The organism is Allobosea sp. P1_A7 (assembly GCF_056406775.1).
Genome location: NZ_JBFTZN010000124.1, coordinates 1 through 15,615, shown reverse-complemented (window position 1 = coordinate 15,615; position 15,615 = coordinate 1). Strand labels below are relative to the sequence as shown.

Annotated in this window: 13 protein-coding genes and 2 pseudogenes; 4 read left to right on the top strand and 11 right to left on the bottom strand. The window is 64.1% G+C overall.

The features are described from left to right. Positions 1 to 488 (top strand): annotated as a pseudogene (locus AC1D34_RS20830) (ATP-binding protein); the annotation flags it as partial. Positions 489 to 496: 8 nt separating this feature from the next. Here the strand turns inward: AC1D34_RS20830 and AC1D34_RS20825 are convergent. Then, positions 497 to 1,063 carry a TIGR00645 family protein gene (locus AC1D34_RS20825; RefSeq protein WP_441489899.1) on the bottom strand — a complete coding sequence of 189 codons (567 nt, stop codon included), beginning with the start codon at positions 1,061 to 1,063 and terminating at the stop codon, positions 497 to 499. 272 nt (positions 1,064 to 1,335) lie between these two features. On the opposite strand from AC1D34_RS20825, the gene AC1D34_RS20820 reads away from it, so the two are divergent. Beyond that, positions 1,336 to 1,785 (top strand): BA14K family protein, encoded by a 450-nt coding sequence (locus tag AC1D34_RS20820; protein WP_441505821.1) that lies wholly within the window; start codon positions 1,336 to 1,338, stop codon positions 1,783 to 1,785. A 188-nt stretch (positions 1,786 to 1,973) separates the two neighbouring features. After that, a complete protein-coding gene (xth, locus tag AC1D34_RS20815) occupies positions 1,974 to 2,759 on the top strand; it encodes an exodeoxyribonuclease III (RefSeq protein WP_441505822.1) in 786 nt (261 codons plus the stop codon). 64 nt (positions 2,760 to 2,823) lie between these two features. Here the strand turns inward: xth and AC1D34_RS20810 are convergent, their stop codons facing one another. From AC1D34_RS20810 to dps, 7 genes are all read right to left on the bottom strand, one after another. Next, the gene (locus AC1D34_RS20810; protein WP_441505823.1) at positions 2,824 to 3,264 is read right to left on the bottom strand and encodes a hypothetical protein; all 441 of its coding nucleotides are present in this window, start codon (positions 3,262 to 3,264) and stop codon (positions 2,824 to 2,826) included. Positions 3,265 to 3,656: 392 nt separating this feature from the next. Beyond that, the gene (locus tag AC1D34_RS20805) at positions 3,657 to 4,610 is read right to left on the bottom strand and encodes a tetratricopeptide repeat protein (RefSeq protein WP_441505824.1); all 954 of its coding nucleotides are present in this window, start codon (positions 4,608 to 4,610) and stop codon (positions 3,657 to 3,659) included. Continuing rightward, positions 4,597 to 6,327 (bottom strand): dihydroxy-acid dehydratase, encoded by a 1,731-nt coding sequence (gene ilvD, locus AC1D34_RS20800; protein ID WP_441505825.1) that lies wholly within the window; start codon positions 6,325 to 6,327, stop codon positions 4,597 to 4,599. Before ilvD ends, AC1D34_RS20805 begins: the two co-directional genes overlap by 14 nt. Positions 6,328 to 6,605: 278 nt before the next feature. Next, positions 6,606 to 7,187, bottom strand: coding sequence for a YqaA family protein (locus AC1D34_RS20795; RefSeq protein ID WP_476825206.1), 582 nt, complete (start codon positions 7,185 to 7,187; stop codon positions 6,606 to 6,608). A 160-nt stretch (positions 7,188 to 7,347) separates the two neighbouring features. Further along, complete coding sequence (locus tag AC1D34_RS20790; protein WP_476825205.1) at positions 7,348 to 8,976, bottom strand: alkaline phosphatase D family protein; 1,629 nt, start codon at positions 8,974 to 8,976, stop codon at positions 7,348 to 7,350. 71 nt (positions 8,977 to 9,047) lie between these two features. Further along, positions 9,048 to 11,867: a valine--tRNA ligase gene (locus tag AC1D34_RS20785; RefSeq protein ID WP_476825204.1), complete on the bottom strand. Its 2,820-nt coding sequence runs from the start codon at positions 11,865 to 11,867 to the stop codon at positions 9,048 to 9,050. Positions 11,868 to 11,985: 118 nt separating this feature from the next. Further along, positions 11,986 to 12,465 (bottom strand): DNA starvation/stationary phase protection protein Dps, encoded by a 480-nt coding sequence (gene dps / locus AC1D34_RS20780; protein WP_441489891.1) that lies wholly within the window; start codon positions 12,463 to 12,465, stop codon positions 11,986 to 11,988. 211 nt (positions 12,466 to 12,676) lie between these two features. Here dps and AC1D34_RS20775 point away from each other — a divergent pair, with 211 nt between their 5' ends. Then, a complete protein-coding gene (locus AC1D34_RS20775) occupies positions 12,677 to 12,904 on the top strand; it encodes a hypothetical protein (RefSeq protein ID WP_441489890.1) in 228 nt (75 codons plus the stop codon). 125 nt (positions 12,905 to 13,029) lie between these two features. Here AC1D34_RS20775 and AC1D34_RS20770 read toward each other — a convergent pair whose 3' ends face one another. From AC1D34_RS20770 to AC1D34_RS20760, 3 genes and pseudogenes are all read right to left on the bottom strand, one after another. Next, positions 13,030 to 13,632, bottom strand: a complete 603-nt coding sequence (locus AC1D34_RS20770; protein ID WP_476825203.1) for a PopZ family protein — start codon at positions 13,630 to 13,632, stop codon at positions 13,030 to 13,032. A 236-nt stretch (positions 13,633 to 13,868) separates the two neighbouring features. Next, a complete protein-coding gene (locus AC1D34_RS20765) occupies positions 13,869 to 15,269 on the bottom strand; it encodes a TolC family outer membrane protein (protein WP_441489888.1) in 1,401 nt (466 codons plus the stop codon). Positions 15,270 to 15,429: 160 nt separating this feature from the next. Next, positions 15,430 to 15,615: pseudogene (locus AC1D34_RS20760) on the bottom strand (protein-L-isoaspartate O-methyltransferase family protein); the annotation flags it as partial.

Here is a 15,615-nt window from a genome sequence, read left to right as displayed (position 1 = left end):
ATCTGATGGAGGACCCGGAAACGCGGAGCCGCCAGGTCGCCGTGGTCTATCAGGACTTTACGGTGCGCTGCCGCATGCGCCGCGTCGGTCAATCCTCGCTCAGCCTCGATGACTTCCGCCGGCGGCTTGCCGTAGCCCGCGCAGGCGCGAGTGAGGACATCACGGCGTCCCATGCCTGGCAGGTCTCGCTCGACGCCGCAGCCACCCTGCCGGACGACCTCCAGAGCCTGTTTCTCTACATTGCCCGCACCGCGATCGAGGGCGCTCCCGCCCCGACCGACGCCGAACTCGCCGAGGTCTATGGCAGCCATTCGCCGGGCCGCGCCCGCCGCGTTCTGGGTTATATCGAGGAGCGTGGGCTCCTCGTCTGCCATGTCGATTTTCGCGGCCAACGCACGCTGGCATTGCCGACGATCGGCGTCGAGACTGCGCCAGGCCAGGCGCAGCCGCGCAGCACCAAGGGGATGCCGCGCGGTCTCAGGGCCTGACCCGCGGCTCAGTGGCCCTTGCCGGCCGGCAGAGTGATCTTGTCGACCCAGGCGATCCCCATGGCCGAGAAGATGAAGACGACGTGGATCACCGTCTGCAGGATGACCCCGGTCTCGGTGTAATTCGTCACCCGCCCCGTATTGCCGATATTGCCGGCCTCGATGAAGGTCCTGAGCAGGTGGATAGACGAGATGCCGATGATCGCCATAGCGAGCTTGATCTTCAGGACGCTCGCATTGACATGGCTCAGCCATTCCGGCTGATCGGGGTGACCATGGAGCTTCAGGCGCGAAACGAATGTCTCGTAGCCGCCCACGATGACCATGATCAGCAGGTTGGAGATCATCACCACATCGATCAGCCCGAGGACGACCAGCATGATCTGCTGCTCGCCGAACTGCGTCGCATGTGTAACGAGGTGGACCAGTTCCTTCAGGAACAGGAAGACATAGACGCATTGCGCGACGATGAGGCCGAGATAGAGCGGCACCTGCAGCCAGCGCGAGCCGAAAATGATCATCGGCAACGGCTTCATCGCCTCGGCAGGGGGCAGCGTCGGGTTCTGGTGCAGCATAGAGTGGTTCCGGATGCGGGAAGGGATCGTGTTGCGAAGCAACATCATGCCGTCGCTAGATGGTGCGGAAGCGCCTGCGAGACAAGCGCCAATCCTGAGCCGAACTTTGCATCGAAATGCTGAAATGCGATGACGAAGCGCCGTAAGGATGAAATTTCACGGATCTTGACGGTCGGGGCTTTCACGCCGTCGCCTTGCACTATAAAATTGCCATGGATTGGAGGAACACTGGCGTTCCTCTCACGTTCGAGAGGAAAGGAGAAAGTTTCGTCATGATCAAGACCCTCGCCATCGCCACCGCGCTGCTAGGAGGCGTCGTTCTGACCGCCCCGGCGAGCGCCGCGCCGTTGAGCGCGACGACTGGCTCAGCAGCGGCTGTCGCCGAATCGGGCAAGGATCTGATTCAGAGCGTGCAGTACCGGAGATATTACGGCCCCGGCTACGGCTACCGCGGCGGCTATTATCGCGGCGGACGCGGTGCGGCCGTCGGTGCCGGCATTGCAGCGGGCGCCATCGGCGCACTGGCAGCTGGCGCATTGCTTGCGCCTGGTCCGGTCTACGCCGCTCCGGCCCCTGTCTACGGCGGCCCCGTCTATGGTGGCCCGGTTTATGCCTCCCCGGATGCCGATGCAGTCGCCTATTGCGCGCGCCGGTTCCGCAGCTACGACCCCGAGACCGGAACCTATATCGGCGCGGGCGGCGTGGTGCGCGCCTGTCCCTGAGCGCTGACGCGCATTCAGCGCCACGACATCGAGCCTCTCCATGGCGACATGGGGAGGTTTTTGATGGGGAGATGTGCTGTTTGGGCACGGATACTGACGCCATTTGGCATGACCGGCACCACTGCAGGGTTGTCAGCGGCCGATCTCTGACGCTTATTCAGCCCTCGACCTGACTCGGAGCCAGCCCGTTGCGCATTGCCACCTGGAACGTCAATTCGGTCCGCCAGCGGCTTGGCCATCTGCTCGATTTCCTCAGGGAATCCGAGCCCGACGCCCTATGCCTGCAGGAGCTGAAATGCGTCGACGGGGATTTCCCGCGGCGCGAAATCGAGGAGGCCGGCTGGCAGGTCGAGACCCATGGCCAGAAGACCTTCAACGGCGTCGCGATTCTCAGCCGCGCCAGGCTCGAGGATGTCCGCCGCGGCTTGCCGGGAGACGATGCCGACGAGCAGGCTCGCTATCTCGAGGGCGTGCTGGCCTATGCCGGTGGCGTAGTCCGTATCGCCTCGATCTACCTGCCGAACGGCAATCCGCCCAATACCGAGAAATATCCCTATAAGCTTGGCTGGATGCGCCGCCTGACCACCCATGCGCAAATGCTGCTTGCCCAGGAAGAGCCGCTGGTCCTGGCCGGCGATTACAACGTCATCCCCGAGCCACGCGATGCACGCGACCCCGCGGCCTGGGTCGATGACGCGCTGTTCCTCCCGCAGACCCGGGCCGCCTTCCGCGGGCTCGTTAATCTCGGTTTCACCGAAGCGCTGCGCTCGACCACGGATTCCGGCGGGCTTTACACCTTCTGGGATTATCAGGCTGGCGCCTGGCAGCGGAACAACGGCATCCGGATCGACCATCTGCTGCTTTCGCCGCACGCTGCAGACAGGCTTGCCGCTGTCTCGATCGCCAAACATGTCCGCGGCTGGGACAAGCCGTCGGATCATGTGCCGGTCATCGTGGAGTTGAAGGCAGCGTGATCAGCGCGTCCTTGCGCGGCTATTGCCCGGACCAAGCGTCGTCCGCGTCGCATGGAACGGCTTGTCAGTAGCAGACCAATACGCGGCGAGCGACGGCGTAACCCCACTGGTCGTAGTGCTGCTGCCACGCATAGTAGCAGCCGTCATTGTAATAGGTGTTGTAGTAATAGGGCGCCCCGACGCCGAATGCGAAGGCCGGGCCGACGAAGAACCGGTTATGGTTGAACCGCTGTTGGTGGAAGAAAACCGACCGACCGGCAAAGACTGGGCGGGCAAAACCGGGATGGGCGAAACCGCCCCCTCCGAAGCCAGCCATTCGGCCGCCGCCGCCGTGGAAGGCCATGTGGAAGCCTCCGCCACCGCCATGGAAGCCTCCGCCACCCTGGAAGCCGCCGCCGCCGCCGAACCGCGCCTCGGCTGGCGCCGACCATGCGATGACACCGACTGCCATGACCGCGGCGAAAGCAGCGGCAGTCGTCTTGGTGATGCTGAGCATTGAGGTCATGACGAATCTCCCATCAAGTGAGCCTCGCCTTGCGGTGAATCTCCGCCTTACCGCATGAACATACGATGAACATTGATCCGTGTTCAGGCCTCGGACAAGCCGGCGCCATCACATCTCGGTGTGCGCCCGTTTCGCCCGGCGCGGCCCGCTTCCGGAATTGTGCGGCCGCCGAAGAGCAGACGGCGCGCGCCAGAAAACCGGCGCGGTTCGCGGCAGCTCCGACTGGCGACATCCGGAGCCGGGGCGCGAGCAACGGTTTTCCCACGCAACGACAAGGCGAGGATGTATGCAGGGCTGAAGGAGAGAGCGATGCGGTGGGCACGGCAGGGCGTACTTGCCCGCCATGCGTTACGCCGCCGCGTGGGGCGGCCAGAGACGTCGGTGTACGGCTTTCAGCGTTCGCTGGAGCGGCCTGCAACCTGCTGGCGCTCAACCAGCGATAGCGCCGCGTTGCGGTCACTCACGGAAGCCGCAGCGAAGGCCGCGTCATAGCGCTCGAAGATCCAGGCTTCACGCGCCGGATCGGCAGCATCGCGTGCCAGAGCCAGCCACATCAGCCCTTGTGAGACCTGACGCGGAACGCCATCGCTGCCACGAACCAGCATGTCGCCAAAAACGGCACGCGCCGGCACATGCCCCTTCTCGGCTGCAAGCTTCATCCAGCGCGCTGCCTGCCGCTGGTCGCGGCCGGTGCCCTGCCCGTTCATGTAGAGCCGGGCAAGATTGTACTGCCCGTCGGGATCGCCGAAATAGGATGCGGCATAGTGGAACATATCGAAGGCCCGGTCGATATTGGGCTTCACATAGGAGCCCTTGATGCCGTCCGTGAAATAGCTGCCGAGCGCTACGAAGGCGCTGCCAACGATACGCCCGTCGGCCGTGCCGGGAATCGCATCGGCATTCTCGTCCGCAATCTTCGAGAAGTACTCGAAGGCCTTCAGATCATTGCTGGGAACGCCTTCGCCACCGGCATACATCCGGCCGAGCTTGTACTGGGCAGTGAGGTGGCCGTGAGCCGCGGCATATTCGAGCGCGCGCACGGCGCCGGCCTGATCACCAGCCGTCGAATCGCGCATCCAGGCCTTCAGCGCATCGCGCGCGCTGGCGAAGGGCGCCAACGGCAGCGCGGCATGCGCGGCGGGAGCGTTCGGCGCAGGCGCCAGCACGCGGCCATTGGGGAGGGCCTGCAGGCCCGCGGGAGGCGGCCCCTCGGGCTCCGGCAGCGGAGCGCCCGGAATCGAGCGCGGCGGGATCGGTGCCCGGCCCATGACATCCTGCGACCAGGCTGCCGACTGGCAGCCCAGGATCAGGAATGTTCCAGCTATGATGGTCTCAGATATCCGCATAGCAATGGGTTTCTGCCGCCCCTCCTGGGTGGGTCACGGCCCCGCCCTTGGCGGAGCCGACCGTTTGCGCGTATTTCCACAGCGCGCCCGAATTGTAGTCKGTCCTGCGCGGTTTCCAGGCCTTACGACGCTCCTCAAGTTCGGCATCAGAAAGGCGGCACGCGAGCTTTCCTGTGATGGCATCGAGCTCGATAATGTCACCATCGCGGATGAGGCCGATCGGCCCGCCAACGGCGGCTTCGGGGCCGACATGGCCGACGCAGAAACCGCGGGTCGCGCCGGAGAATCGCCCGTCCGTGATCAGCGCGACCTTGTCGCCCATGCCCTGGCCGTAGAGGGCCGCGGTCGTCGACAGCATCTCGCGCATGCCGGGGCCGCCCTTGGGGCCCTCGTAGCGGATGACCAGCACGTCGCCGACCTTGTACTCGCGATTGGTGACGGCCCTGAAGGCGTCCTCCTCGCAGTCGAAGCAGCGGGCCGGCCCGGTGAAGACCAGGCTCTCGGCCGGCATGCCCGCGATCTTCACGATCGCGCCCTCAGGGGCGAGATTGCCCTGCAAACCGACGACACCGCCATTGTCGGACAACGGCTTGTTGGCGGGGCGGATTACGTCCTGCTCATCGTTCCACTTCACCGAAGCGAGGTTTTCGGCAATCGTGCGGCCGGTCACGGTCATGCAGTCGCCATGCAGGTAGCCATGGTCGAGCAGGGTCTTCATCAACAGCGGAATGCCGCCGACTTCGAACATGTCCTTGGCGACATATTTCCCACCTGGCTTCAGGTCGGCGATGTAGGGGGTCTTCTTGAAGATCTCGGCGACGGCGAAGAGATCGAAATCGATGCCGCATTCATGTGCGATCGCCGGCAGGTGCAGCGCACCATTGGTCGAGCCGCCCGAGGCCGCCACGACCATGGCCGCATTCTCCAACGCCTTGCGGGTGACGATGTCGCGCGGGCGGATGTTCCTGGCGATCAGCTCCATCACCATCTCGCCGGCGGTGTAGCAGAAGGTGTCGCGCACATCGTAGGGCGCAGGCGCGCCACAGGAATAGGGCAGCGCAAGGCCGATAGCCTCGGCAACCGTCGCCATGGTGTTGGCGGTGAACTGGGCGCCGCAGGAGCCCGAGGACGGGCAGGCTGCCTCCTCCAGTTCCTTCAGGTCCTCGTCCGACATGGCGCCGACGGAGTGTTTGCCGACGGCCTCGAACACGTCCTGGACGGTGACCGGCTTGCCCTTGAAGGTGCCCGGCAGGATCGAGCCGCCATAGATGAAGATCGACGGCACGTTGAGGCGAACCATCGCCATCATCATGCCCGGAAGCGACTTGTCGCAACCGGCAAGGCCGACCAGCGCGTCATAGCAATGGCCACGCATGGTGAGCTCGACCGAGTCGGCGATGCATTCGCGCGAGGCCAGCGACGACTTCATGCCCTGGTGGCCCATGGCGATGCCGTCGGTCACCGTGATGGTGCAGAACTCGCGCGGCGTGCCCGCGGCCGAAGCAACGCCCTTCTTGACGGCCTGGGCCTGGCGCATCAGCGAAATATTGCAGGGAGCCGCCTCGTTCCAGCAGGACGCAACGCCGACGAAGGGCTGCGCGATCTGCTTCGAGGTCATCCCCATCGCATAGTAGTAGGAACGATGCGGAGCGCGCGCCGGCCCGACGCTGACATGCCGGCTGGGTAGCTTCGACTTATCGAAAACGCGCGCGTCCATTCTACCTGTCCTCGCTCCACCCTGCGCTTGCAGTGCGCGGCAGATGTGCCACGCAGCCCGCGCCAGGCGCAACGTTCAGTCTCTTTGCAGGCTCGGGAAGGACATAATCTTCCAACCGGACAAACCMGACTTTAAATCATCTAAATCTCAGTGACTTAACGTCCCTCTTTGCTGGGGGCGCTTTGTGGCGGCATCGCGGCATCTGATCCAGCTCAGGACAGCGCGCATGCGATGCCTCAGCGGTGTTGCCACGATGTCACAATTTGAGGAACCGCAGCTCAGAGAACCATGGGCAGGACGAAGAACCCGCCAACGACCACCACGAGCAGAAGCGTCACGCTGAGCGGCAGGTGCCTCTGGATGAAGATGCGGATGTTGTCGCCGTAGAAGCGTAGCGCGAGCGCGATCATGGCGAAGAAGGTGACGCGTGAGATCACCATGCCGATGGTGAACTTCCAGATGTCGAAATGCAGGAAGCCCGACATGATCGTGACGATCTTGAACGGGATCGGCGTCAGCCCCTTGGTGACGAGCACCCAGAACCAGAAATCCTGCGAACTCGAGATCAGATGGGCGGCCTTGTCCTGAAGCCCGTAGATGCTGATCAGCCAGACGCCGACGGATTCATACAGGAAGGCGCCGATCGCATAGCCGAGATAGCCCCCCGTGACGGCGCCGAGCGAGCAGATCCCGGCGTAGAACCAGGCCCGGTCCGGCCGCGCGATGCACATCGGCAGCAGCAGCGGAATCGGAGGCAACGGGCTGACCGAGCTCTCGACAAAAGTCAGGGCGAAGAGCAGCCACGGCGCGGCGGGGTGGGATGCGTAGGAAACGCACCAATCATAAGCTCGCTTGAGCATGCGTCGGTTCAGTGTCTCGTGCAGTGGATCGAACGGCGCATGGCAGACTTGCACCCCGCGCGCATCTAATCGTGTCCCCGGGAATTTGCCAGAGGTCTCTTAGTTCAAGGTCAATTTGGCGACCGATTCATGTCCTGATACGGGCAGCGCAGACAGCGGTTCATTTCGGCGACATCCCCGGTTTTCCGGCCTCGACGACGAAGCTGGCACGGGTCGAGATCGCGGCTCCGGCAGTGGTAACCCGGTCCAGCACGCGGTAATCGGCCTGCCAGCCGCCTTGTGAAAGGGTATGGCGCATGTAGCCGCGCTGATTGTTGAAGAACCMGATATGCGGGTTCTTTTGCAGGGCGACCTCTCCCGCCTTTGTCGTGTCGGCTCCGTCGCCGCCCGAGGTGATCGAGGTGGCRACGAACTCGACGCCAAGCGTCCTGGACTTGGGATCGTCGAAATTGGCCTTGAGCTCGCCCGCCCAGTTCTGGTGGATGTCTCCGGTGAGCACGACTGCGTTGGCCGTGCCAGCGCTCTCCAGCGTGTCGAACAGACGCTGGCGTGCCGCCACTGCACCGTCCCATTTATCCATGCTGTAGCCGACCTTCCTGGGGTCGGGATCGCGGTCGTGGCGCATCACCATGACCTGCTGAGCCAGCACGTTCCATCGCGCTCTCGAACTGCGCAGGCCCTCGGCAAGCCAGGCCTCCTGCTTTTCGCCAAGCATCGTGTTTTCAGGCTTCAGCGCGTCAGCGCAGGCTGCGTGCGAGCCATCTCCGCAAGGCTGGTCCGAGCGGAACTGGCGGGTGTCGAGCACATCGATCTGGGCCAGATCGCCATAGAGGAAGCGCCGATAGGCCTGGATCGAAGGACCGCTCGGGATCGACGCCCGGCGCAACGGCATATGCTCATACCAGGCCTGGAATCCGGCAGCGCGGCGCAGCGCGAAGATCTCCGGGGGAACATTCTGCTCGGAGACCAGGCCTGCAAAATTGTTGTCGACCTCATGATCGTCGAACGAGACCAGCCACGATGTCGAGGCATGGGCCAGTTGCAGGTCGGGATCGGATTTGTAGATCGCATAACGATGCCGGTAGTCGGCGAGCGAATAGATCTCGTCGGGATCTCCGGGCATGACGCGCGCGACAGCCAAGGGCCGCTCGTTCGGCCGCACCATGCGGTACTCGTAGATGTAGTCGCCGTAATGGTAGATGAAATCGAAGTGCTCATCCGCAACATGGCGAAAGGCGGTGAAATGGCCGTCCTCGTAGCGCTGGYAGCCGAGCACACCGAAATGGACCCGCTCAACCGACACATTCGCCGACGGGAAGGTACGGGCACGGCCCGTGATGGTGCGCTCGCCGCCGCACGTGAAGCGGTAGAAATAGTCGCGGTTCGGTTCCAGCCCGGAGACCTCGACATGGACGGCGTGGCCGAGCTCGGGCCGGGCCAGGGCCGAGCCGCGTTGCACGATCTGGCGCATATTCGCCTCGGCACCGATCTCGTAGGTGACCTCGACAGCCTTCATGGGCATGCCGCCATTGCGCGCAAGCGGCAGGGGCGCGAGCTTGGTCCAGATCACGAAGCCATCGGCAGACGGATCGCCCGAGGCGATGCCGAGCCCGAAAGGATAGGCAGCGAAGACCGGATTGGCCCAGACCCGCTGGTCGAGCACAGCGCCGCCGGTGAGCAACAGGCCCGAGGCCGCAAGCCCCTGCAGAAAACGCCGGCGCGAGGGCGTACCCGCTTCCGTCAGGAAGTCATCGACAAGGAACCGATCGAAGGCATTGCGGCGAAACATGGCAGGGCTCCAGCAAGCGCGTTTGGAACCCTACCAGTCTTTGCATAACGCGGGAGTGACGCGCTACCGGGCTATTGCATCCGCACCAGCGCTTCGCCGATCTTGACCTTCCGTGCCTCGGCCTGCGCCTTGCGCTCGCGGTTTTCCTCGACGACCTCTTCCGGCGCACGAGCGACGAAATCCGGATTGCCGAGCTTGCGCTCCACCGCGAGAATGTCCTGGTCGAGCTTGGCGAGCTCCTTCGTCAGGCGCGCCCGCTCCGCGTCGAGGTCGATGATGCCGGCGAGCGGCAGAGCCGCGACTTCGCCACGCACGATGATCTGGGCGGATTGCGGCGGGGCGATCTCGGCGAAGCCGATCGCGGAGACGCGCGCCAGCCGTTCGATCATCGGAGCCCAGGCTTCGATCGTCGCCTTGGTCGCAGCACTCGCCTTGACCAGTACCAGAGGCGCTTGCGCGCCGGCCGGCACATTGGTCTCGGAGCGGACCGAGCGGATATCGGAGATCAGATCGACGACGAAGCCGATCTCAGCCTCGGCCGCCTCGTTCGTGAGGCCGGCAAGCTCGGGCCAGCGCGTCAGGCAGACCAGCGCGGCATCACCCTTGGCAAGCTTGCGCTGAGCCCCCTCTCCCGCCTTCACGGCCCAGAGCTCCTCGGTGAGGAACGGCATGAAGGGGTGGAGAAGCTGGCAGATCAGGTCGATGACATGGGCAACGGTCGCCTGTGTCTCAGCCCGCTCCGCTGCGGCTGCACCGTCGCCCTGCAGAACGGGCTTCGCCAGCTCGAGATACCAGTCGCAGAACTCGTTCCAGACGAAGCGATAGGCGGCGCCTGCCGCTTCGTTGAACTTGAAACTGGCAATGCCGGCCGCGATCTCGTCGGCGGCCCGGRCCGCCTCGCTGAGGATCCAGCGATTGAGTTGCTGCGTGACCAGAGCGGGATCAAAACCCTCGACGCGCTGGCAGCCATTCATCTCGGCGAAGCGCGAGGCGTTCCAGATCTTCGTTGCGAAGTTGCGATAACCCTCGACACGCGAGGTCGCGAGCTTGATGTCGCGCCCCTGCGCCGCCATGGCAGCGAGCGTGAAGCGCAGGGCGTCGGCACCATACTTGTCGACGAGCGTCAGCGGATCGATGACGTTGCCCTTCGACTTCGACATCTTCGCGCCCTTCTCGTCGCGAACGATGGCGTGGATATAGACGTCCTTGAATGGCACCTCGTCCATGAAGTTGAGGCCCATCATCATCATCCGGGCGACCCAGAAGAAGATGATGTCGAAGGCGGTGACGAGCGTCGCCGTTGGGTAATAGCGCTTGAGCTCCGGCGTATCCTCCGGCCAGCCCAGCGTCGAGAACGGCCAGAGCGCCGACGAGAACCAGGTGTCGAGCACGTCCTCGTCGCGCGTCAGCGCAACCGGGCCGCCGTAATGGCCGACCGCCAGAGCCTGTGCAGCGGTCTCGGATTCGGCGACGAAGCACTCGCCATCCGGTCCGTACCAGGCCGGAATCTGGTGCCCCCACCACAACTGACGCGAGACGCACCAGGGCTCGATGTTCTCGAGCCAGTCGTTATAGGTCTTGGTCCAGCTATCGGGCGTGATCTTGGTGCGCCCATCCTTCACGGCCTTGAGCGCGCGTTCCGCCAGCGGCTTGACGTCGACATACCACTGATCGGTCAGCCAGGGTTCGATCACGACATCGGAGCGATCGCCATGCGGCACGGTATGCGCATGCGGTTCGATCTTCACCAGCAAGCCGCGCTCTGCCATCAGTGCAACGACGAGACGGCGGGCAGCGAAGCGGTCGAGGCCGTGCAGAGCCTGCACCGCCTGCTCGGGCTTGGCGCCGGCCAGGAAGTCCTCGTTCGCTTCGAGAAGCATGCGCGCTTCGCCGTCGAGGATGTTGATGACCGCAAGCTTGTGGCGCTTGCCGACCTCGAAATCGTTGAAGTCATGCGCCGGCGTGATCTTGACCGCGCCTGTGCCCTTCTCCGGGTCGGCATAGTCGTCGCCAAAAATCGGGATGACGCGCGCAACCAGCGGCAGGATCGCGTTCCGGCCGATCAGGCCCTTCAGCCGCTCGTTCTCGGGGTGCACCGCGACGCCGGTATCGCCCAGCATCGTTTCCGGCCGGGTCGTCGCAACCGTGATGAAGGTCGAAGCGTCGTCGAGGTCGTAGACCACGCCTTCGAGGGGGTAGTTGAAATAATAGAGATGCCCGCTCGGATCGCGGTTCAGCGCCTTGTCGAGCTTGGCGGAGTCGAATTCCTCCTCGCCGCCGCGCTGCCATTTATACGAGCCGGTCTTCTCGACCTGCAGGACCTCAAGATCGGAAATGGCGGTCTGGAATTTCGGATCCCAGTTCACCAGCCGCTTGGCGCGGTAGATCAGCCCCTGCTTGTGCAGGGAGACGAAGACCTTGAGCACGGCCGCGCTCAGCCCCTCGTCCATGGTGAAGCGCTCGCGCGACCAGTCGCAGGAGGCGCCGAGCCGCTTCAGCTGGTTGACGATGGTGCCGCCGGACTCCGCCTTCCAGCGCCAGACCTCCTCGAGGAAGGCCTCGCGGCCCATGGTCCTGCGGTTGGTCTTGTTCTCGGCGGCAAGCTTGCGCTCGACCACCATCTGGGTCGCGATGCCGGCATGGTCGGTGCCCGGCTGCCAGAGCACGTCCTTGCCGCGCATGCGCTCGAAGCGGCAGAGCACATCCTGCAGCGTGTTGTTGAGCGCATGGCCCATATGCAGGGAGCCAGTCACGTTCGGCGGCGGAATGACGATGCAATAGGGCTCAGCGCCCGGCTCGGCGCCACGCCCTGCCCGGAAGGCCTCGGCCTCTTCCCAGGCCTTGCTGATGCGCGCCTCGACGGTGGCGGGCTCGAATGTCTTGTCCATCATTGCTTCGCTCGAACGCAAAATGGCCGGGGAAAGCCCCGGCCGAAGGTCAGGCCAAAAGGTCGTTGGTCTTAAGAGCCCATGCGTGGGCGTCCCGTCAACGCTTTCGACAATGCGGATGTCAGGCCGCGCTCGACTCCAGGAACCAGAGCGCCTTGTCGAGCGCCCGAGAATAGCCGGTCAGGATATCGGCCGTGTCCGCATCGCCAGCCTCAGCCGCGGTGTCGATCGCGGTGCGGACGGTCTTGGCGGTCTCGGCGTAGCGCTCGATCAGTTCGGCGAGGTGATCCTTCACCGCAACGATCTCTGTCGGATAGGGCTTCAGCGTCGTGCCCGACGCGACAGTCTGCGTTGTGCCCAGCGCAATCCCGCCAAGCTGTGCCACGCGCTCTGCGACTGTATCGACATGGGTATCGAGCTCGGCGCGGAAGCCATCGAGCATCTCGTGGATAGCGATGAAGCCCGGGCCCTTCAGATTCCAGTGGGCCTGCTTGGTGACAAGCGCAAGATCGATGCCGTCCGCCAGGCGGGCATTGAGCAGGCTGATCATTGAGGTTTTGGTGTTGGACTTCAGATCGATGCGTGACGTCGGCTTCTTCATGGTCAGTCCTCGCGTTGAGACTCGCTGAAGGTGGCGTCGGGCTCGCGAAACTGTCTGCCCCCGAGGACGGCTTCGCACTCCTTCGGATCCGAATCAGGCACGCCCCGGCGCAATCGTCAAACGACGGAGATACGGAACCACGACCTGTCTCAGCGGTTAGGCCTTCATCGATCAGATTGTCCCCGCCCCTCAAGCACAGCAGGATGACCGGATGAAGCTCCTCGTTCACAGTCTCGGAGCATGGCTCGCCGTCGAAGCGGCTTCGGGACGTTTTTCACGCCCTGTCGCGGTCGGCCTGGCGATGCTGGTCTCACGACTTGGCGGGCCAACCGCCGCGTTGACCCTCGCCGGGTTCGCCATCAAGCAGTTGCACGATGCCGGCGCCTTTGACGACATCAGAGTGCCACAACGGGTCCACGGACGGCTACGCGGGCGTTAGATCATCGGACTGGATTTCGTATCCGGGCGGATGAACCGACCTTCTGTGTTTGCATCGAGACTGCAATCCACCTTTCAGGCCGATACCTTAGCCGACCAATCTCGTCCTGGTGAGCGGGAAATGCCTCAGTGCCGGTTACCGCGGGCGACGCGTTCGATTTCGGCGCGCACCAGACGTTCCACCATGGTCGGCAGATTGTCGTCGAGCCAGGTCTTGAGCATCGGCTTCAGCATGTCCTTGACCAGATCCTCGAGCGTACGCGCGTTGTTGGTCAGGACTGTGTGGGCGAGCGCACCGAAGGCATTGTTCACGGCGGAGCCGGCCTGTTCCGAAATCAGAGCAGCCATATCGAGCGATGGCGGCGCGGACTGTGCCGGGACGAAGGCTGGCGGCACGAACATCTGCGCCGGCGGCTCCGRTTGCGGCTTGAACTCGGGCTCGGCCGCTTCGAGGAAATCGACATCCAGGCTGGGCTGAATGGCCACGGCCGGAGGCTCGGGCTCAGCCATCGCCGGTGATACGACCAGGCTCGCCTCGGCTCCGAGATCGAGCACGTCGTCATCGATCTCCTCGACGAGCTGCAACTGGGGCGCCGCGGGTGACGGCTCTGGCGTCGGCGCAGGTGCGCTAGCCTCGGCGGGCTTGACCTCGTCATCCGCGATGATCCGGCGGATGGAGGCGAGAATCTCCTCCATCGACGGTTCGTTGGGCTTGGGTTGCGCGCTCATGCTGGGTCCGACCACTCGACACCGGGCGCGCGGATCGAATCAAACGCAGCCCCAACATTGAGTATTCCACGCAAAGAGCGCCAAGCAAGGCAGGTTCCGGCCCACCCACAGGAGAAATCCGGTCTGTTGCCGGAATGTCTCCCATCGATCAGCGCGCAAGCCCGCTGCAAAACAGAGCGGGCGGACCACAACAGAAACGGGGGCTTCAGCCCCCGTCATTAACACTCAAGGCTGTCTCAGCGACCGTCAGGAACCTGGGTGCCCCAGAGCAGACCCTTGACCTGATCGTAATGCTTGCGGGAGTCGTAGACCGCGGTCTTGAGCTTCAGCGTCTCAGCCGAAAGCCGGCCAACGGCCGAGAGCACGGCATAGGATGCGACGACCCGATCTCGCTGCGCCGTCACCAGCGTCGACCGGGCAATCACCAGTTCCTGCTGCGCGTTGAGCACGTCGAGCGTGGTACGCTGACCGACCTTGGCCTCCTCGCGGACGCCTGCAAGCGCGGTCTCAGCCGCCTGAACCTGTGCCTGAGCCGCAATGATCTGCGCCTTGGCGGCATCAAGGGCGCCCCAGGCGGAGACGACCGCAGCACGCACGGTGTCGCGCGACGTGTCGACGTCGATCCGGCGCTGGCCGGCCGTCTCCTTGGCCTGCCGGGTCCGTGAGTAGACCTGGCCGCCCTCATAGATCGGGATTGTCAGCGTCGCCACAGCGCTCGCCGAGAAGCGATTGTCACCAAAAAGCTGGCTGTCATAGCGCTGCGCGACCAAGCCGCGCACACCCACGGTCGGATAGAGGTCCGCTTCCGTGACCTTCACCTGCAACTCCGCCGCATCGACGCCGTGCAGAGCCGCGATGACCGCAGGATGCCCGACCAACGCGATGTCAAGCGCGGCCGGCAGCGACTTCGGCAGCAGGTTCTCGATGGGACGTCCAGGCGCGAGCTGCTTTGGCTCGACACCGACATTCTGGCGGAAGCGCGCGATGCTGGTCTTGAGGTTCGATTCCGCCAGAATCTCCGCGGATTGCGCCTGCGACAGCCGGGCTTCTGCCTGCGCCACGTCGGTCCGGGTTACTTCACCGACTTGAAATCGGTCGCGCGTCTGGCGCAGCTGCTCCTCGAGAACCTCGACGTTGTTGCGGTTCAAACTGAGAATCGCCGTGTCGCGCAGCACGTTCATGTAGGACGTGGCGGCATCGAGCAGCACGTTCTGCTCGGTATTGCGCAACGTCGCCCGCGCACCCAGCACCTGCGATTCCGCCTGGCTGACAGAGCTGCGGGTCTTGCCACCGTCGAAGATGTTCTGGTCGATCTGGACGCCTGCGCCACGCGGCGCCAGGCGGGACGTGCTGTTGCCCTGTCCGGGCTGATTGGCGTCAAGCAGGCTCGCGCCGATATCCGCCGAGGCGGTGATGCGCGGCCGGTAGCCGGACAGTGCCTGGGGCACGTTCTCGTTGGTGGCGCGCACCAAGGCGCGCTGCGAATTCAGCGTCGGGTTGCCATTATAGGCCCGCGCCAGCGATGCATCCATCGTCTGCGCAGAAGCCGTCGTGATCTGGCTGGCGGCCAAAACGGTGGCCAGAACCGCAGCGAGACCGTATCCGGCCGACTTCCGCCTAATTTCTTTTTCGTTCACGTGGACGCCTCTTGTGCGGACTCAAGTCTCGCCCAGGCATCGCCCCAGCCTCGGCATAGTTGTAGTGATTCATACCCGGAGCCGCGGCCCGCGCCAATCTCACCAAGGCGCGAACAATCGTTTCCATGGCGCAGTGCCGCATAAATGCGACACTGCCGAATCAAAATTCGAAACTCGGAACGCGGCGGAATTCTTCCAAAACAGGCGCGGCAGCATCGAAAACCGGCCTCGCCGACATGGTTTGGGCGCTCTTTTGATAAAGCTGCACCCGCGCGGCCCGCCCCTGCCCCTCGACCAGGATCAGCCGGCCGTTATCGCTGACGAGACCAAAAAGGCTCTCTGGAAC

What these genes read in the sequence shown, in the direction of transcription:
- AC1D34_RS20820 (WP_441505821.1), top strand. Translation starts at nt 1,336, where the DNA reads ATGATCAAGACCCTCGCCATCGCCACCGCGCTGCTAGGAGGCGTCGTT.
- AC1D34_RS20775 (WP_441489890.1), top strand. Translation starts at nt 12,677, where the DNA reads ATGAAGCTCCTCGTTCACAGTCTCGGAGCATGGCTCGCCGTCGAAGCG.
- AC1D34_RS20825 (WP_441489899.1), bottom strand. Translation starts at nt 1,063, where the DNA reads ATGCTGCACCAGAACCCGACGCTGCCCCCTGCCGAGGCGATGAAGCCG.
- AC1D34_RS20805 (WP_441505824.1), bottom strand. Translation starts at nt 4,610, where the DNA reads ATGCGGATATCTGAGACCATCATAGCTGGAACATTCCTGATCCTGGGC.
- AC1D34_RS20795 (WP_476825206.1), bottom strand. Translation starts at nt 7,187, where the DNA reads ATGCTCAAGCGAGCTTATGATTGGTGCGTTTCCTACGCATCCCACCCC.
- dps (WP_441489891.1), bottom strand. Translation starts at nt 12,465, where the DNA reads ATGAAGAAGCCGACGTCACGCATCGATCTGAAGTCCAACACCAAAACC.
- AC1D34_RS20810 (WP_441505823.1), bottom strand. Translation starts at nt 3,264, where the DNA reads ATGACCTCAATGCTCAGCATCACCAAGACGACTGCCGCTGCTTTCGCC.